Source organism: Pseudomonas sp. 6D_7.1_Bac1 (assembly GCF_025465945.1).
Taxonomy (GTDB): domain Bacteria; phylum Pseudomonadota; class Gammaproteobacteria; order Pseudomonadales; family Pseudomonadaceae; genus Aquipseudomonas.
Genome location: NZ_JANLNW010000071.1, coordinates 34,871 through 52,774 on the forward strand (window position 1 = coordinate 34,871; position 17,904 = coordinate 52,774).

The 17,904-nt window shown below is 60.1% G+C and carries 18 protein-coding genes; 2 read left to right on the forward strand and 16 right to left on the reverse strand.

From position 1 onward, the window contains the following. Nucleotides 1-38: 38 nt before the first annotated feature. From NTD87_RS18930 to ccoG, 8 genes are all read right to left on the reverse strand, one after another. Nucleotides 39-587, reverse strand: coding sequence for an adenine phosphoribosyltransferase (locus tag NTD87_RS18930; protein ID WP_262115680.1), 549 nt, complete (start codon nt 585-587; stop codon nt 39-41). 78 nt (nt 588-665) lie between these two features. Beyond that, the gene (fnr, locus tag NTD87_RS18935) at nt 666-1,400 is read right to left on the reverse strand and encodes a fumarate/nitrate reduction transcriptional regulator Fnr (RefSeq protein ID WP_262115682.1); all 735 of its coding nucleotides are present in this window, start codon (nt 1,398-1,400) and stop codon (nt 666-668) included. A gap of 79 nt (nt 1,401-1,479) precedes the next feature. Further along, nucleotides 1,480-2,862, reverse strand: a complete 1,383-nt coding sequence (gene hemN / locus NTD87_RS18940; protein ID WP_262115684.1) for an oxygen-independent coproporphyrinogen III oxidase — start codon at nt 2,860-2,862, stop codon at nt 1,480-1,482. A 187-nt stretch (nt 2,863-3,049) separates the two neighbouring features. Beyond that, a complete protein-coding gene (locus tag NTD87_RS18945) occupies nt 3,050-3,733 on the reverse strand; it encodes a sulfite exporter TauE/SafE family protein (RefSeq protein ID WP_262115686.1) in 684 nt (227 codons plus the stop codon). Further along, on the reverse strand, nt 3,726-3,956 hold the full coding sequence (ccoS, locus tag NTD87_RS18950; RefSeq protein ID WP_262115687.1) for a cbb3-type cytochrome oxidase assembly protein CcoS: 231 nt from the start codon (nt 3,954-3,956) through the stop codon (nt 3,726-3,728). The genes NTD87_RS18945 and ccoS overlap by 8 nt, the downstream gene beginning before the upstream one ends. Nucleotides 3,957-3,978: 22 nt before the next feature. Continuing rightward, nucleotides 3,979-6,429 (reverse strand): heavy metal translocating P-type ATPase, encoded by a 2,451-nt coding sequence (locus NTD87_RS18955; RefSeq protein WP_262115689.1) that lies wholly within the window; start codon nt 6,427-6,429, stop codon nt 3,979-3,981. A 165-nt stretch (nt 6,430-6,594) separates the two neighbouring features. Next, entirely contained in the window at nt 6,595-7,134 is a 540-nt protein-coding gene (locus tag NTD87_RS18960; RefSeq protein WP_262115691.1) for a FixH family protein, read from the reverse strand. A gap of 11 nt (nt 7,135-7,145) precedes the next feature. Beyond that, nucleotides 7,146-8,561 carry a cytochrome c oxidase accessory protein CcoG gene (gene ccoG, locus NTD87_RS18965; RefSeq protein WP_262115693.1) on the reverse strand — a complete coding sequence of 472 codons (1,416 nt, stop codon included), beginning with the start codon at nt 8,559-8,561 and terminating at the stop codon, nt 7,146-7,148. 476 nt (nt 8,562-9,037) lie between these two features. Here ccoG and NTD87_RS18970 point away from each other — a divergent pair, with 476 nt between their 5' ends. Next, entirely contained in the window at nt 9,038-10,054 is a 1,017-nt protein-coding gene (locus NTD87_RS18970) for a metallophosphoesterase family protein (protein WP_262115695.1), read from the forward strand. 82 nt (nt 10,055-10,136) lie between these two features. Here NTD87_RS18970 and ccoP (NTD87_RS18975) read toward each other — a convergent pair whose 3' ends face one another. The 8 genes from ccoP (NTD87_RS18975) to ccoN (NTD87_RS19010) form a co-directional block, all read right to left on the reverse strand. Beyond that, nucleotides 10,137-11,114, reverse strand: a complete 978-nt coding sequence (gene ccoP, locus NTD87_RS18975; protein ID WP_262115697.1) for a cytochrome-c oxidase, cbb3-type subunit III — start codon at nt 11,112-11,114, stop codon at nt 10,137-10,139. Continuing rightward, nucleotides 11,111-11,296: a CcoQ/FixQ family Cbb3-type cytochrome c oxidase assembly chaperone gene (locus tag NTD87_RS18980; protein ID WP_003175465.1), complete on the reverse strand. Its 186-nt coding sequence runs from the start codon at nt 11,294-11,296 to the stop codon at nt 11,111-11,113. The genes ccoP (NTD87_RS18975) and NTD87_RS18980 overlap by 4 nt, the downstream gene beginning before the upstream one ends. 5 nt (nt 11,297-11,301) lie before the next feature. Beyond that, entirely contained in the window at nt 11,302-11,910 is a 609-nt protein-coding gene (gene ccoO, locus NTD87_RS18985; RefSeq protein ID WP_262115699.1) for a cytochrome-c oxidase, cbb3-type subunit II, read from the reverse strand. Next, on the reverse strand, nt 11,910-13,352 hold the full coding sequence (gene ccoN / locus NTD87_RS18990; RefSeq protein ID WP_262115701.1) for a cytochrome-c oxidase, cbb3-type subunit I: 1,443 nt from the start codon (nt 13,350-13,352) through the stop codon (nt 11,910-11,912). Before ccoN (NTD87_RS18990) ends, ccoO (NTD87_RS18985) begins: the two co-directional genes overlap by 1 nt. 482 nt (nt 13,353-13,834) lie before the next feature. Next, a complete protein-coding gene (gene ccoP / locus NTD87_RS18995) occupies nt 13,835-14,788 on the reverse strand; it encodes a cytochrome-c oxidase, cbb3-type subunit III (protein WP_262115703.1) in 954 nt (317 codons plus the stop codon). Continuing rightward, nucleotides 14,785-14,988: a cbb3-type cytochrome oxidase subunit 3 gene (locus NTD87_RS19000; protein ID WP_262115705.1), complete on the reverse strand. Its 204-nt coding sequence runs from the start codon at nt 14,986-14,988 to the stop codon at nt 14,785-14,787. The genes ccoP (NTD87_RS18995) and NTD87_RS19000 overlap by 4 nt, the downstream gene beginning before the upstream one ends. Before the next feature lie 3 nt (nt 14,989-14,991). Continuing rightward, nucleotides 14,992-15,600, reverse strand: coding sequence for a cytochrome-c oxidase, cbb3-type subunit II (ccoO, locus tag NTD87_RS19005; protein WP_123425672.1), 609 nt, complete (start codon nt 15,598-15,600; stop codon nt 14,992-14,994). A gap of 10 nt (nt 15,601-15,610) precedes the next feature. Further along, entirely contained in the window at nt 15,611-17,035 is a 1,425-nt protein-coding gene (gene ccoN, locus NTD87_RS19010; protein WP_262115708.1) for a cytochrome-c oxidase, cbb3-type subunit I, read from the reverse strand. Between the two features lie 98 nt (nt 17,036-17,133). Here ccoN (NTD87_RS19010) and NTD87_RS19015 point away from each other — a divergent pair, with 98 nt between their 5' ends. Next, nucleotides 17,134-17,811 carry an alpha/beta family hydrolase gene (locus NTD87_RS19015; RefSeq protein ID WP_262115710.1) on the forward strand — a complete coding sequence of 226 codons (678 nt, stop codon included), beginning with the start codon at nt 17,134-17,136 and terminating at the stop codon, nt 17,809-17,811. Nucleotides 17,812-17,904: the final 93 nt, after the last annotated feature.

Sequence of the window (17,904 nt, forward strand, 5' to 3'; positions counted from 1 at the left end):
GCGCGCCTGCTCGCGATGACGGCGCTACAGGCGCCGCCTTACTGTTCGGACAACGCAAACTGAGTCAGGCAGAACGTCGCAATGCCCATGTCTTCCAGGCGCTGGGAGCCGCCCAGTTCCGGCAGGTCGATGATTGCCGCGGCTTCGAAAATCCGTGCGCCCATGCGTCGAACCAGATTGGCCGCAGCGATCAGCGTGCCGCCGGTGGCGATCAGGTCATCGAACATCAACACCGAGTCGCCCTCACAGAGGCTGTCGGCGTGGACTTCAAGGAAGGCTTCGCCGTATTCGGTCTGATACCCCTCGGACAGCACGTCAGCCGGCAGCTTGCCTTGTTTGCGGAACAGTACCAGCGGTTTATTCAGTTGATAGGCGAGGATCGAGCCGATCAAGAAGCCGCGGGCATCCATGGCGCCGATGTGCGTGAAGTCGGCCTCGACATAGCGGTGTGCAAAGCTGTCCATCACCAGGCGCAAGGCCTTGGGGGACTGGAACAGCGGAGTGATGTCGCGAAAAATCACGCCCGGCTTTGGAAAGTCGATCACGGGGCGGATCAGGGATTTGATGTCGAAGGAGTCGATGAACATCGTCGAAGTGTCCTGGCGGGCTACAAACGCCAAAGTATAACTGCGGCCGAGCAGGTTCGCTCAGCCGCAATGACGCCATCAGCCTTCGACCGAACCGCCGGCCAGCGCGCAGAGCTGAATCGGGTCGAGGATGTGCACTTCCTTGCCTTCGGCGGCGATCAGTTCGTTCTGCTGAAAGCGGGTGAACACGCGGGATACGGTTTCCACTGCAAGACCCAGGTAGTTGCCGATTTCGTTACGCGACATGCTCAGGCGGAACTGGTTGGCAGAGAACCCGCGAGCGCGGAAACGTGCCGACAGGTTGACCAGAAACGTGGCGATACGCTCGTCAGCGGTTTTCTTCGAGAGTAACAGCATCATTTGCTGATCGTCGCGAATCTCGCGGCTCATCACCCGCATCAACTGGCGGCGCAGCTGCGGTAGTTGCAAGGCCAGTTCATCAAGGCGTTCGAAGGGGATTTCGCACACCGAAGTGGTTTCCAGCGCCTGGGCGGAAACCGGGTGGCTTTCGGTGTCCATGCCGGACAGGCCGACCAGCTCGCTCGGCAGGTGGAAACCAGTGAGCTGTTCTTCGCCGCCATCGCTCAGGCTGAAGGTTTTCAACGCGCCGGAGCGTACTGCAAAGACGGAATCGAACTGGTCGCCCTGGCGGAACAGGAACTCGCCTTTTTTCAGCGGGCGACCACGTTTGACGATTTCGTCCAGCGCTTCCATGTCTTCCAGATTCAGAGAAAGTGGCAGGCAGAGAGGGGCCAGGCTGCAATCCTTGCAATGTGCCTGGCTATGAGCGCGCAGTTTAACTGGCTCGGACATTTCTTAGATCCTTGTGGGAAAACACACATAAGATGTAAGGGTAACTCACGCAATGACCTGGAGACCAGCCTGCGGTGTTTTAAATCACCCGAGAGAAACGCTGGCGATTCTGTTGCTCCAGGTAAGCATCGAAGACCATGCACACCGAACGGACCAGCAATCGCCCTGCCGGCAGGACCACGATTTTTTCGTTGTCGAGTTCGATCAGGCCATCCTCGGCCATGGCGCGCAGCTGCGGCCAGAGCTCGCTGAAGTAGCCGCGAAAATCAATGTTGAAGGCCTGCTCGATCTGGGCGAATGCCAGGCTGAAACTGCAAATCAACTGCTGAATCACAGCCCGCCGCAGGCGGTCGTCCTGGTTGCACAGCAAGCCGCGACTGGTGCCCAGTTGTGCGCTCGCCAGCGCATTTTGGTACTGATTCAAATCGCTACTGTTCTGGCAATACAAATCACCGATCTGGCTGATGGCCGACACGCCAAGTCCGATCAGGTCGCAGTGACCGTGGGTGGTGTAACCCTGGAAGTTGCGTTGTAGCGTTGATTCTTCCTGAGCGATGGCCAGTTCATCATCGGGCAGGGCGAAATGGTCCATGCCGATGTAGCGATAACCGGCGGCGGTCAGTTGCTCGATGGTGCGCTGGAGCATGTTCAGCTTTTCGGCGGGAGCCGGCAGGTCGTTGCTGTTGATTCGCCGCTGCGGCATGAAGCGTTCCGGCAGGTGCGCGTAGTTGAACACCGAGAGTCGGTCCGGTTGCAGGCTGATGACTTCGTCCACGGTGCGGGCGAAGTTCTCGGCGGTTTGCTTGGGCAGGCCGTAGATCAGGTCGATGTTGATCGAGCGAAACTGCAAGGTACGCGCCGCGTCGATCACTGCCCGGGTCTCCTCCAGGCTTTGCAGGCGATTGACCGCGCGCTGTACCGCAGGGTCGAGGTCTTGCAGGCCGATGCTGACCCGATTGAAGCCCAGCTCACGCAGCAGGCCCATGGTCGACCAGTCGGCTTCTCGTGGGTCGATCTCGATGCCGTAATCGCCGGAGTCGTCGTCCAGCAGGTTGAAATGCTTGCGCAGCTGGGCCATCAGATGGCGCAGTTCGTCGTGGCTGAGAAAGGTCGGGGTACCGCCGCCAAAGTGCAATTGTTCGACTTTCTGGCTTGGGTCCAGATGACAGGCGATCAGCTGGATTTCCTGTTCCAGACGCTGCAAGTAGGGCAGGGCGCGGCCACGGTCCTTGGTGATGACCTTGTTGCAAGCGCAGTAGTAGCAAATGTTCGCGCAGAACGGCACATGCACGTACAGCGACAATGGCCGCTGGGCCTTGCGGCTATCACGCAGGGCATGGAGCAGGTCGAACGTGCCAACCTGGCTGTTGAATTGCACCGCGGTCGGGTACGAGGTGTAGCGTGGCCCCGCCAGGTCATAACGGCGGATCAGATCTGTGTCCCAACGAATGGCGTCGAGCATGCGGGCATTCCCCCGGATAGGCTGGCAGTGTTGGCGAGTCTAGGGGGTTCACATAATGGTCATCTTGATTTGCATCAACGGTCGATCCGGGTTGCCGGTGATGGCCCCTTCGCGAGCAGGCTCGCTCCCACAGGGGAATGCATTTCAATGTGGGAGTGGGCTTGCTCGCGAAGGACGCATCGCCGATCTAATGCCCCATCAACCAATGCTGATGCGGCCCAGGCAAGGTCCAGAGGCCGAACAGGATCACCAGCAAGCCGCCGGTCATGCGCACGCTGCGTTTGCGCAGGAGTGCGGTGACGCGCTCGGCGGCCAGCCCGGTGGCGAGCAGCACCGGCCAGGTGCCGAGGCCGAACGCGAGCATCAACAACGCGCTGTCGATGGCGTTGCCCTGGCTGGCGGACCACAGCAGCGTGCTGTAGACCAAACCACACGGCAACCAGCCCCAGAGCGCGCCCAACAGCAATGCGCGTGGCAGGCTCGACACGGGCAGCAAGCGGTTGGCAACTGGCTGTATGTGGCGCCACAGGCCGCGCCCCAGGCTTTCGATTCGGGTCAGGCCGCTCCACCAGCCGGCCAGGTACAGGCCCATGGCGATCAACAGCAATCCGGCCAGGATCCGCATGAACATCGCCGCCGGGCTGTTGGCCACGGCCCACCCTGCCAGGCCGATCAGCAGGCCGGCGGTGGCGTAGCTGAGAATCCGCCCGAGGTTGTACGCCAGCAGCAAACGAAAACGCCGGCTGCGTTGTTCCTTGGGGATCGCCAGGGTCAGCGCACCCATCAGCCCGCCGCACATGCCCAGGCAATGCCCGCCGCCGAGCAGGCCCAGGATCACCGCGGACACCAGCATGGGGGCCAGCTCAAACATGAGGCGGGGCCTTGTCGGCCGGCTTGGCCGGATCAGCCGGCGGGTGGCCGCTGGCTTCGTCGACAGCCGCCTGATGGTTCGGGTCCTGGTCGTCGAACAGGATGCTGTGGGCCGGACCGTCGAGGTCGTCGTACTGACCGCTGTCGACCGCCCAGAAGAAGATGTAAATGGCGATGGCGACGATCAGCAGCGCCGCCGGGATCATCACGTAGAGAGCTGGCATCTGGACTCCATGCTCGTGCGGCTCAGGCCGGCAGCGGGCGGGTTTCTGGCGTGGCGTTGATGCTTGGCTGGCTCGGCATGCGAGTCAGGCGCAGTGCATTCAACACCACAGTCAGGGAACTGATGGACATGCCGACTGCGGCCCACACCGGAGTGATCCAGCCGAGGGCGGCGAATGGCAACATGAGGCCATTGTACAGCCCGGCCCACAGCAGGTTCTCGATGATTACCCGGCGTGTGCGTCGGGCCAGGCTGAAGGCCTGCACCAACGCGTCGAGGCGGTTGGACAGCAGCACCGCGTCGGCGCTGGTTTTCGCCAGATCGGTGGCCGAGCCCATGGCCACGCTGATGTCGGCGGCGGCCAGCACCGGCACATCGTTGACCCCGTCGCCGAGCATCAGCACCTTGCGGCCTTCCTGGTGCAGTTGCTTGAGCACCTGCAGCTTGTCATCCGGGCGCAATCCGCCACGGGCTTCGTCGATGCCCAATTCAGCGGCGACACTGGCGACCATCGGCGAGCTGTCACCGGACAGCAGCAACGTGCGCCAACCGCGTGCTTTGCACGCCGCGAGCAGGGCCGGAGCGTCGCTGCGCAGGCGGTCATCGAGGACGAACCAGGCGAGTGCGCCGTGACTGTCGCCGAGCAACAGCCATTGGCCGGCTTCATCCGGCATTGTCGGCATCGCACAGCCGCTGAGCTCGCAGACAAACGCCGGTTGACCGATGCGCAGACGCTGTTCGCCGACCAGGCCCTCAAGGCCCAATCCTGGGGTGCTGAGGACTTCTTCTGCCGCCAGTGGCGCCCGGCCAAAAGCGCGAGCGATCGGGTGTTCTGAGCGGTTTTCCAGGGCGGCGGCGAGGCCCAAGCACTGGTCGCTGTCGAGTGCGCCCAGTGGTCGAATCGAACGCAAGGCCAGGCGACCCTCAGTGAGGGTGCCGGTCTTGTCGAAAATCACCGTGTCGATCTGATTCAGGCCTTCCAGCACGTGGCCGCGCGTCAGCAGCAGGCCGAGTTTGTGCAAGGTGCCGGTAGCGGCGGTCAGTGCAGTCGGCGTGGCCAGCGACAAGGCGCAAGGGCAGGTCGCGACCAGCATCGCCAGAACGATCCAGAACGCGCGGGACGCATCCAGTTCCCACCAGAGTAAACCGATGGCGGCGGCGGCAATCAGCGACAGCAGCAGAAACCACTGCGCGGCGCGGTCGGCGATTTCTGCCAGGCGCGGTTTCTCCGCCTGGGCGCGCTCCAGCAGGCGGACGATGGCCGAGAGGCGAGTGTCCTGGCCCAGCGCCAGCACTTCGACGGTCAACACACCCTCGACGTTCAGGGTGCCGGCAGTCACCGCGTCGCCGAGCGTTCGAGGTTGTGGCAGGTACTCGCCGGTGAGCAGCGATTCATCAATGCTCGACTGGCCGTCGAGGATCTTGCCATCGGCCGGCAGGATGGCGCCGGGATGCACCAACACATGGTCACGAAGGCGCAACTCGCTGAGCAAGATGCGCTCGCTTTGACCGTCGGCGCTCAGGCGCAGGCACGACGCGGGCAACAGGTTCACCAACTGTGCAGTGGCTGCGGCGGTGCGTTCGCGGGCGCGGCGCTCCAGGTAACGGCCAGCCAGTAGAAACAGCGCAAACATCCCGACCGCGTCGAAATACAGCTCACCGACTCCAGTGATCGAGGTCCAGATCCCGGCGAGGTAGGCGCCGCCGATGGCCAGCGAAACGGAAACGTCCATGGTCAGGTGGCGGGTGCGCAGGTCGCGCATCGCACCTTTGAAAAACGGCGCGCAGCTGTAGAACACAATCGGTGTGGTCAGGAACAGTGCGACCCAGCGCAGAATGGTGTGCAACTCGGGGCTGAGGTCGATGTTGAATTCTGGCCAGGTGGCCATGGTTGCCATCATCGCCTGAAACCACAGCAAGCCGGCGACGCCCAGTTGACGCAAGGCCAGGCGGTTTTCGCTGGCCAGCTGTTCGCAGGCTTGGTCGGCCTGATAGGGGTGGGCGGCGTAGCCGATGTGGCGCAGTTCGCTGAGCACCTGGCTCAACGGCAACTGACTGTCGGCCCAGCGTACGTGCAGGCGATGGTTGGACAGGTTCAACCGTGCCTCGGCCACGGCGGGCAGGCTGCGCAGGTGTTTCTCGATCAGCCAGCCGCAGGCCGCGCAGCTGATGCCTTCCATCAGCAGGGTGGTTTCGGCCAGATCGCCTTCGTGGCGGACGAAGGGTTGTTGCACGTCGGCACGGTCATACAGCGCCAGTTCGTCCACCAGTTGCACTGGCAAGGCTTCCGGGTTGGCCGAGGCCTCGCTGCGGTGGCTGTAATAATGTTCCAGCCCGCCGGCGACAATCGCCTCGGCCACGGCCTGGCAACCCGGACAGCAGAGCTCGCGGGTTTCGCCGAGAACGACGGCGGTAAACCGGCTGCCGGGCGGGACGGGCAGGGCGCAGTGGTAGCAGGGAGTGGGCGTGGTCATGTTTGTTGCCATGAGAACTACTGTGGCGAGGGAGCTTGCTCCCGCTCGGCTGCGAAGCAGTCGTCAAACTGCGCCCGCGATAGGTCTGAAAGAGCCGGTCTGCAGAGTTCGGGGGCGCTTCGCACCCCAGCGGGAGCAAGCTCCCTCGCCACAGATCGCAGGTTTTTACTGCTTCAGGTCTTCCGCGCCCTGCAGCGGTTCGTCGCCGAGCAGCAAATCCTTGTCGTGGCTGATCTGTTCTTCTTCGAACAGGCGCCACACATGATCGTCCTGGCTGCCCAGCAGCTCGACGAAGCGCCGGCCTTCGATCTTGTCGGTCAACTGGCCGATATAACGCCCCTGTTCGGTCTCGCTACGGGTCAGGATGATCTTGCGATCCTTCTCCGGCTGGGTCGGTGAGATCAGGTTCAGTTCCACGGTCGCAGGCATGCTATTGCCGGTCAGGTGCAAGTCGACCTCACCGGTCACTTCATCCAGGCGCAGGCGGGCATGCATCAGCAGGGTCTGGGCCAGCAACTCGCGGTCCAGCGAGCGGTTGATACCTTTACCCGCCTCGTAGTAGTTGTCGTTGACCAGGTTGTCCGGGTTTTTCACCGCGATGGTCACCATGGACAGGGTCAGTGTCACCGAACAGGCCAGGATACCGATGATGATCCATGGCCAGAGGTGCTTGTACCAAGGGCTGGTGGCAGTTGCTGCGGGCATGATGACTTCTCTCAACGAATTTGTGGGCCGATGAACCGGCTCTTGGCTTCAACGTGGACGCTGTCGTCGTCGGCATCCTTGAGGGTGAATTTCACCTCGTTGGTGCTGGACGGCAGTTGTTCCGGTGCGCTCGACAATTCGACCGGCATGTTGAAAATTTCCCCGGCGGTCACCTTGATCTCGCGCTTGCCTTGCAGCTTGAGATCCGGCAGGCCGGAGGCTTCCAGCACGTAGGTGTGGTCGCGCTGGTCCTTGTTCATGATTTTGAGGCTGTAGACGTTCTCGATCCGGCCTTCGGCGTTCTCGCGATACAGCACACGGTCCTTGCTGACATCGAAACCGACCAGCGACCGCATGAAGAACGCAGTGATCAGCAGGCCGATCATGGTCAGCAACACCAGCGCGTAGCCGATCAGGCGCGGACGCAGTTTATGGGTTTTTTGCCCGGACAGGTTGTGCTCGGTGGTGTAGCTGATCAGCCCGCGCGGGTACTCCATCTTGTCCATGATGCTGTCGCAGGCATCGACGCAGGCGGCGCAGCCGATGCATTCGATCTGCAAGCCGTCACGGATGTCGATGCCGGTCGGGCACACCTGAACGCACATGGTGCAGTCGATGCAGTCACCCAGGCCCTGGGCCTTGTAGTCGATGCCTTTCTTGCGCGGCCCACGGGTTTCGCCGCGACGTGGGTCGTAGGAAACAATCAGCGTGTCCTTGTCGAACATCACGCTCTGGAAGCGCGCATACGGGCACATGTAGATGCACACTTGCTCGCGCAGCCAGCCGGCGTTGCCGTAGGTGGCGAGGGTGAAGAAACCGACCCAGAAATATGACCAGCCATCGGCCTGGCCGATGAAGAAGTCGATGGTCAGTTCACGAATCGGCGAGAAGTAGCCGACGAAGGTCATGCCGGTGCCGAAGCCGATCAACAGCCACATCGTGTGTTTGCTGAGCTTGCGCAGGAACTTGTTGGCACTCATCGGTGCCTTGTCGAGCTTGATGCGCTGGTTGCGGTCGCCTTCGGTGACCTTCTCGCACCACATGAAAATCCAGGTCCAGACGCTCTGCGGGCAGGTATAGCCGCACCAGACGCGTCCGGCATACACGGTAATGAAGAACAGGCCGAAGGCGCTGATGATCAACAGGCCGGACAGCAGAATGAAGTCCTGTGGCCAGAAGGTTGCGCCGAAGATGAAGAACTTACGCTCCGGCAGGTTCCACCAGACTGCCTGGTGACCGCCCCAGTTGAGCCAGACCGTGCCGAAATACAACAGGAACAACACGGCACCGCCGACCATCCGCAGATTGCGGAACAGACCGGTGAAGGCGCGGGTGTAGATTTTTTCCCGAGAGGCGTAGAGGTCGACGCTGTTATTCGCGTTCTTGGCAGGTGGGGTGACGTCGTGTACCGGAATCTGGTTGCTCATCATTGCATCCCACGGCAGTGGAAAAATGCCTCGGTCAGTACGTGCCGACCGCGGTCAAAAAGAGGTGTTGCAGTGGCGCAATGATACGCCTGTCGCTCTAGCACAAGGGTGCGACCTTTGGTCGCGTTGGGTAAAAATCGTGGATGGTGTAGCAAATGTAACAAATCGTGATGCAGGTCAATTGACTTGTTTGAGTATGGACGATTTTCACGCCGCGGTGTTTCCTCCGGCGCATCAACACTCCCCGTGGGCGCTCCTGGTTGGCCGAACGCTGCGATTCTCACACGCTCGTCACTGTCAGGTGCTCTTGCAGGGTGTCATCGTGCGTAATAGGTACGTGCTTGTTGTTATAAGAAATATGGTTAATTAATTTTGGAATGACGTGGGTTTGTGTTGTTTTTTAGTGTGGGTTAGGTTCTTCGCAAGTCGAATATTTGTTTGGCTTTTATATGGATTTTTATGAATATGGAATGTTTATGAAGTTGATCGATGGTTTTAAGTTTGTCACCTGCCTGGTGTTTTTATCTGCGATGCCAGTGGCCCACTCCAACGCTGCACACTACTCGCCGATGCATATGGTGTTTACGTCTGATCCGCAATATCCATGGACGGAAAAGAGTGATGATGAAGCACCTCAATCAGACTCGGAACGCGATGCTCGTTCCCAATGGCTGATAGAAACCCAATACGCGGATGTCGCGGACTTCAGAAAGAACTTTGGTGGTGCGGGTCGAGTCCCGGTGATGATCAATGGTGATATCACTGCATTCGGGCATGGCTGGCAGCGTTCTGTGGTGAAGCCCATTCTGGATGCGAAACTGGGCGGTGTTTATGACTATGGACTGGGCAATCACGATTATGAAAACAACATTGATGATTGTTTTTTGAATAGTTGCGCAGCGGGTAGTGTTGTTGAGCTAAAAGAACGTTACTGGGGGAAATTGGATAATGTCGATCTGACTATTCAGGAAAATGGCGGCATAAAAAAGATCTGGAACGGCAGTCTGGCGTATGCCAGGGATCACGGCGATGTCCATCTTGTGCAGTTGCATAATGAACCGACTTACTCCGTGAGCTTTACCGCCTGGGACTGGGGGGCGCCAACGGGCTATAACATTGGCGATTCCCTGGATTGGCTGGAGCGGGATTTAAAGTCGGCTCGCGATCAGGGCAAGATCATCATCCTCAATATGCATAAGCCTGACCGGTGGAAGGGTACTGACGGGCAGATTGCCCGGTTCAAGAAGATGATTCAGGACTACAAGGTCACGGCAGTGTTCGCCGGGCACTATCACGAGGATTCTGGTGAGTACTTTGGCTGGAACAAACGCGACTATTTTGGTGATGTGCCAGTGTTCCTGAGCGGTGGTGCTTCCCAGCAGACCTACCTGATTACCAGTTTTTCAGCGGATCGCAGAAGCCTGACAGTCAGCCGCGTGCAAGGCAATAACTGGCCCAGCCGCAAAGTCATATCGACTATCCCTGTCAAGTAAACGTCCACACTGTCGCTGAAATGAAAACGGCCCCGTCAATTCTCATTGGCGGGGCCGTTTTTTGTTGCTTCAAGCGTTTGCCTTACTGGGCGTCAGCCGCTTTCTCACCGTGAGAGAGGCTGTAAACGTAAGCGGCCAGCAGGTGAACCTTGTCGTTACCTTGCAGTTGCGCTTGCGCAGGCATCTGGCCCTGACGGCCGTAACGGATGGTCTGCTGCAGTTGGGCGAAGCTCGAACCGTAGATGAACGCTTCCGGGTGAGTCAGGTTCGGCGCGCCCATTGCCGGGGTGCCTTTGCCTTCCGGACCGTGGCAAGCCACGCAGTTGGCGGCGAAGAGCTTCTGGCCGGCAACCGGATCAGCCTTGGCGCCTTCCGGCAGCTTGCGGCCATGGAGGCTGGTCAGGACGAAAGAGGCGACGTCGCTGACGCCTTGTTCGCCGATGACTTCACCCCAGGCTGGCATCATCGCGTGACGGCCGCCCATGATGGTGGTCTTGATGGTTTCCGGCTCGCCGCCCCAGCGCCAGACTTTGCCGGTCAGGTTAGGGAAGCCATAAGCGCCCTTGGCGTCGGAACCGTGGCAAACCGAGCAGTTGGAGGCAAACAGGCGGCCACCCATCTTCAGGGCTTGCGGGTCTTTGGCGACATCTTCAATCGGCATGGCCGCGAATTTGGCAAAGATCGGACCGAACTTGGCATCCGATTTGGCCATTTCCTTTTCCCACTCGTGAACGCCGGTCCAGCCGGACTGGCCGTTGGCGAACGGGGTCTGCTTCTCGTTGTCGAGGTAGCCGTAACCCGGCAGCAGGCCTTTCCAGTTACCCAGGCCCGGGTACAGCGCCAGGTAGCCCAGTGCGAAGATGATGGTGCCGACGAACAGCATGAACCACCATTTCGGCAGTGGGTTGTCGTACTCCTCGATCCCGTCGAAGGAGTGGCCAACCGTCTCTTCCGTCTGCTCGGCGCGCTGGCCCTTGCGGGTCGACAGCAGCAGCCAGGTCAGGGCGAAGATGGTACCCAGACTGAGGACTGTGACGTACAGACTCCAGAACGTAGTCATTCTTTGTTACTCCTAGAAGCTTGCTCGACGTGCTTGATGGCTTCGGGATCATCCGCGAAAGGCAGCAAGGTCGCGTCTTCAAACTCCGACTTGCGCTTGGGGCTGAATACCCACAGCGCCAGACCGATAAAGGCAACCATCACGACAACGGTGCCCAGGCCACGAATCATCCCGATATCCATCCAGATCACCGTTTGCTTTTGATGATGGTGCCCAGGCCTTGCAGATAGGCCACCAGCGCGTCCATTTCGGTTTTGCCCTTCACGGCATCTTTTGCACCGGCGATGTCTTCGTCGGTGTAAGGAACGCCGAGCGTGCGCAAGACTTCCATTTTCTTGGCGGTGTCTTTGCCGTCGAGCTTGTTTTCTACGAGGAACGGGTAAGCCGGCATTTTCGACTCAGGCACAACGTTGCGCGGGTTGTACAAGTGCGCGCGGTGCCAGTCATCGGAGTAACGACCGCCGACACGGGCCAGGTCCGGGCCGGTACGCTTGGAACCCCACAGGAACGGGTGGTCCCAAACGCTTTCACCGGCGACCGAGTAGTGGCCATAACGTTCGGTTTCAGCGCGGAACGGGCGGATCATCTGCGAATGGCAGCCGACACAACCGTTGGCGATGAAGATGTCACGACCTTCCAGTTCAAGGGCGGGGCGAGGCTTCATGCCTTCGACCGGCTTGTTGGTGACGTCCTGGAAGAACAGCGGAACGATCTGGGTCAGGCCGCCGATACTGACGGCGATGACCATGAAGAAGGCCAGCAGGCCAATATTCTTCTCGACTGCTTCATGCTTCATCAGTGAGCTCCAACTACAGCAATCTGAGCGGCGGCTTCGGCTTCAGCCGGGTTCGAGGCGCGAACGGTACGGAACACGTTGTAGGCCATGAACAGCATGCCGCTGGCGAAGAACGCGCCGCCCAGGGCACGAACGATGTAACCAGGGTGACTGGCTTGCAGGGCTTCGACGAAGGAGTAAGTGAGGGTGCCGTCATCGTTGATTGCACGCCACATCAGACCCTGGGTGATGCCGTTGACCCACATCGAGGCGATGTAGAGCACGGTACCGATGGTCGCGAGCCAGAAGTGCGTGTTGATCAGGCCGATGCTGTGCATCTGCGTGCGACCGAACAGTTTCGGAATCATGTGGTAGATGGCGCCGATCGAGATCATCGCCACCCAGCCCAAAGCACCGGCGTGTACGTGGCCGATGGTCCAGTCGGTGTAGTGAGACAGCGAGTTGACAGTCTTGATGGCCATCATCGGGCCTTCGAAGGTCGACATGCCATAGAACGCCAGGGACACGACCAGGAAGCGCAGAATCGGGTCGGTGCGCAGCTTATGCCAGGCTCCCGACAGGGTCATCATGCCGTTGATCATGCCGCCCCAGCTTGGCGCCAGCAGGATGATCGACATCGCCATGCCCAAAGACTGAGCCCAGTCCGGCAGTGCGGTGTAGTGCAGGTGGTGGGGACCTGCCCAGATGTACAGGGTGATCAGTGCCCAGAAGTGCACGATCGACAGGCGATACGAGTAGATCGGACGCTCGGCCTGTTTAGGAACGAAGTAGTACATCATCCCCAGGAAACCGGTGGTCAGGAAGAAACCGACCGCGTTGTGGCCGTACCACCACTGGATCATGGCGTCAGTCGCACCGGCGTACGCCGAGTAGGACTTGAAGAAGCTGACCGGCAGGGAGGCGTGGTTGACGATGTGCAGCATCGCCGTCACAACGATGAAGGCACCGTAGAACCAGTTGCCGACGTAGATGTGCTTGGTCTTGCGCTTGACGATGGTGCCGAAGAACACCAGACCGTAGGTGACCCAGACGATAGCCAGCAGGATAGCCAGAGGCCATTCCAGTTCCGCGTATTCCTTGGTGGTGGTGTAACCCAGCGGCAAGGTAACGATCGCGCCGACGATCACCGCTTGCCAACCCCAGAAGTGGAAGGCGGCGAGGCTGTCGGAAATCAGTCGCGTTTGGCAGGTTCGCTGCACGACGTAATAGGAAGTGGCAAACAATGCACAACCACCAAAGGCGAAAATCACCAGGTTGGTGTGCAACGGGCGTAGGCGTCCAAAAGTCGTCCACGGCAGGCCAAAGTTGAGTTCTGGCCATACGAGCTGTGAGGCGATAAAGACACCAAGCCCCATGCCAAGGATCCCCCAGACCACCGTCATGATGGCGAACTGGCGGACTACCTTATAGTTATAAGCAGTCGGACTGATTGCTGTGCTCATTCTAAGGTTCCACGGTTTGGGTGTTTTATTAGGAGTAAAAATCGGTCGCAAGTATGGAGAAAACAGGGGGTCATTGCAACGCGCCATGACCTGCGTCAATGCTTCCAAAAGCTGATTCTGCGGCCTTTCCATGCGCCGCGTAGGGACAAAATTACCCATGGGCAAAATGTCCCGGCGGACGAAAAAGGCGAGGGGGTCTGGTCAGTTGTAACTGGGTGTGTTCAAACGAGGCGGGCAGGTGACAGACGGCAACTTGCGCGACAGCCGGTATCTACCAGCCTTTGCGGCCTGTCATCGAACAGATTCGTCGAACGCATCGTGTACGGTTGACCCTTGACCGGCTGTTGCCAGTCCGCTTCGGAGCAAGCTTAGACGTGAATCCGTGGAACCGAAAGGCGGACCAATGGAGGGTGCGACAATGCGTCGCAAAGGGGCAGGGAACTGCCGCATTCGAGTGAATGCGGCAGTAGAGCGGTCAAGATTTATTCGGTTTTGCTTTCAGTCTGCAAACGCTCGGCGCGGGCCGCGTGAGACAAGCTGTACACATAAGCGGCCAGCAGTTGCACCTTGTCGTTACCGAGCAGTTCGCTCTGCGCCGGCATGTGACCCTGGCGACCATGGCGGATGGTCTGTTGCAGCTGCGTCAGGCTGGTGCCGTAGATGAAACCTGCCGGTTGCGTCAGGTTCGGCGCCCCCATCAGTTCCGTGCCCTGGCCGTTTGCGCCGTGACAGGCTGCGCAGGTGGTGCTGAATGTTTGCTGTCCGGCTTGCAGGTCAGCACCGCTGTCGGCTGGCAGTGGCAGGCCGGCGAGCTCGTGACGCACATAGGCCGCCACGTTTTTCACCCCGGTCTCACCCAATACTTCACCCCAGGCCGGCATGGCCGCCATGCGTCCACCCATGATCGTGGTCTTGATGGTTTCGGCACTGCCGCCCCAGCGCCAGATGTTGTCGGCGAGGTTGGGGAAACCGAAGGCGCCCTTGGCATCCGAGCCGTGGCAGACCGCGCAGTTGGAGGCAAACAGGCGACCGCCCATTTTCAGCGCTTGCGGGTCTTTGGCGACTTCTTCCACGGGCATCACCGCGAATTTGGCGAAGATCGGTCCGAACCTGGTGTCGGCCTTGGCCATTTCCTTTTCCCACTCCTTGGTCTGGGTCCAGCCGTCTTCATAGCCCGGCAGGATGCCCTTCCAGTTACCCAGGCCCGGATACAGGATCAGGTAACCGACGGCAAACACCAGGGTCCCGGCGAACAACATGAACCACCACTGCGGCAATGGATTGTCGTATTCCTCGATGCCGTCGAAGCTGTGGCCCATGGTCTGGTCGACGCTGCCCTTGGTTTCGCCCTTACGGGTGCCGATCAGCAACCACGTCAGGCCGATCAGGCTGCCAATGGTCAGTACGCAGATCCACGTACTCCAGAAGGTGGTCATGGCCGGGTACTCCTTGTTGCGGGTTCTTTAGTGTCGGCGTCGTCGGGTTGCGGTTCATCGGCAAAGGGCAGCAGACACGCTTCGGCGAATTCCGAGCTGCGCTTGCTGTTGAACACCCACAGCGCCAGGCCGACAAAGGCCACGAACACCACGACCGTGCCGAGGCCGCGGATCATTCCAGTACTCATCTCAAAGACCATGGTTCACCTCTTGCTCTTGATTGCAGTGCCGAGCACTTGCAGGTAGGCGACCAGCGCGTCCATTTCGGTCTTGCCCTTGAGCGTTTCGACGCTGCCTGCGATGTCTTCGTCGGTGTACGGAACGCCAAGAGTGCGCATGACCCGCAACTTGGTTTCGGTGTGGCTGCTGTCGAGCGGGTTGGCCACCAGCCAGGGGTAGGCAGGCATCTTCGACTCCGGCACGACGTTGCGCGGGTTGTACAAGTGTGCGCGGTGCCAGTCTTCCGAGTAGCGGCCGCCGACCCGGGCCAGGTCCGGACCGGTACGCTTGGAGCCCCACAGGAACGGGTGATCCCAGACGCTTTCACCCGCCACCGAGTAGTGGCCGTAGCGCTCGGTTTCGGCGCGGAATGGACGAATCATCTGCGAGTGACACTGCACACAACCTTCGCGGATGTAGATGTCGCGACCTTCGAGCTGCAGCGCGGTGTAAGGCTTCATGCCTTCGACCGGCTTGTTGGTGACGTCCTGGAAGAACAACGGGACGATCTGGGTCAGACCGCCGATGCTCACTGCGAAGACCATCAGCAGCAACAGCAGGCCGACGTTTTTCTCAATCGTTTCGTGTTTCATGGCGGACTCCTCAGGCCATCTGCGCCGCGGCGGCGACTTCGGCTGGCTGTGCGGCACGCACGGTGCGCCAGGTGTTGTAAGCCATCAGCAACATGCCGCTGAAGAAGATCGCGCCGCCCACCAGTCGCACGACGTACCCTGGGTGGCTGGCCGCCAGGGTTTCGACGAAGGAGTAGGTCAACGTGCCGTCTTCGTTGATCGCGCGCCACATCAGGCCCTGGGCGATGCCGTTGACCCACATCGAGGCGATGTAGAGCACGGTGCCGATGGTCGCGAGCCAGAAGTGCGAGTTGATCAGGCCGAGGCTGTGCATCTGCGTGCGGCCAAAGATTTTCGGGATCATGTGGTACAGCGCGCCGATCGAGATCATCGCCACCCAGCCGAGTGCGCCGGCGTGTACGTGGCCGATGGTCCAGTCGGTGTAGTGGGAGAGGGCGTTGACCGTTTTGATGGCCATCATCGGACCTTCAAAGGTCGACATGCCGTAGAACGCCAGGGACACCACGAGGAAGCGCAGGATCGGGTCGCTGCGCAACTTATGCCAGGCCCCCGACAAGGTCATCATCCCGTTGATCATCCCGCCCCAACTTGGCGCCAGCAGTACCAGCGACATCACCATGCCCAGGGACTGTGCCCAGTCCGGCAGCGCGGTGTAGTGCAAGTGGTGCGGGCCGGCCCAGATGTACAGGGTGATCAGTGCCCAGAAGTGCACGATGGACAGGCGATAGGAGTACACCGGACGCTCGGCCTGTTTCGGCACGAAGTAGTACATCATCCCGAGGAAGCCTGCTGTGAGGAAGAAACCTACGGCGTTATGCCCGTACCACCACTGCACCATGGCATCGGTCGCACCACCGTATGCCGAGTAGGACTTGACGAAGCTCACCGGCAGGGACGCGTGGTTGACGATGTGCAGGATGGCTACGGTGATGATGAACGCACCGAAAAACCAGTTACCGACGTAGATGTGCTTGGTTTTGCGCTTCATCACCGTGCCGAAGAACACGACGCCGTAGGCCACCCAGACAATGGCGATGAGAATGGCGATCGGCCATTCCAGCTCGGCGTATTCCTTGGAGGTGGTGTAGCCCAGCGGCAAACTGATTGCGGCCAGCACGATCACCAACTGCCAGCCCCAGAAGCAGAACTGCGCGAGTTTCGGCGCGAACAGCTGGGTCTGGCAGGTGCGCTGCACCGAGTAGAAAGAGCTGGCAAACAGTGCGCAACCGCCAAAGGCGAAGATCACCGCGTTGGTGTGCAGCGGGCGCAAACGGCCGAAGCTGGTCCAGGGCAAATTGAAGTTGAGTTCGGGCCAGACCAATTGAGCCGCGAGAAAAACCCCGAGCCCCATGCCGACGATGCCCCACACCACCGTCATAATGGCGAATTGGCGGACCACCTTGTAGTTATAGGCGGTACTTAAAGAAGTGTTCATGGTTCCCCATCCACGGTTCAGCCGAAGTGAAGGCGTCTGCGCAAGGCGATGACGCTTCCTTCGCCTGGAGTTATAGGCAGATTAAAAGCGAGGCAAGCATGGACAAACAGCACAAGGCCAGTATTGACGGGGATCAATGGGCGCAGTGCGTGCAGGATCACGGATGGTTGTGGGATGCCGCCTCAGTGCCGGCATCGGCGACGCTGATTCTCGCTCATGGCGCCGGTGCACCGATGGACAGTGACTGGATGAACGACATCGCCGCACGCCTTGCCGGGCAGGGCGTCAACGTGCTGCGTTTCGAGTTTCCGTACATGGCGCAGCGGCGTCTGGATGGCGGCAAGCGCCCCCCCAATCCAGCGCCTAAATTGCTCGAATGCTGGCGTGAGGTGCATGCCGTGGTGCGACGCCATGTCACTGGGCGTCTGGCGATTGGCGGCAAGTCCATGGGCGGGCGCATGGCCAGTTTGCTGGCCGATGAGTTAGGCGCGGATGCGCTGGTGTGTCTGGGGTATCCGTTTTATGCAGTGGGCAAACCCGAGAAGCCGCGAGTCGAGCATCTGGCTTCGCTCAAGACGCCGACGTTGATTGTGCAGGGGGAGAGGGATGCGCTGGGTAATCGCGCAACAGTCGAGGGGTATGAGTTGGCGCCGAGCATCGAGGTGTTCTGGTTGACGGCTGCCGACCATGATCTGAAACCGCTGAAGGCCTCGGGGTTTACTCATGAGCAGCATTTGGTGATTGCGGCGCAAAAGGTTGCTGAATTTCTTCTCTGATATTGATGGTGGCAGTCACGGCCTCATCGCGAGCAGGCTCGCTCCCACAGTGGATTGTGGTGGTGCACAAATCCCTGTGGGAGCGAGCCTGCT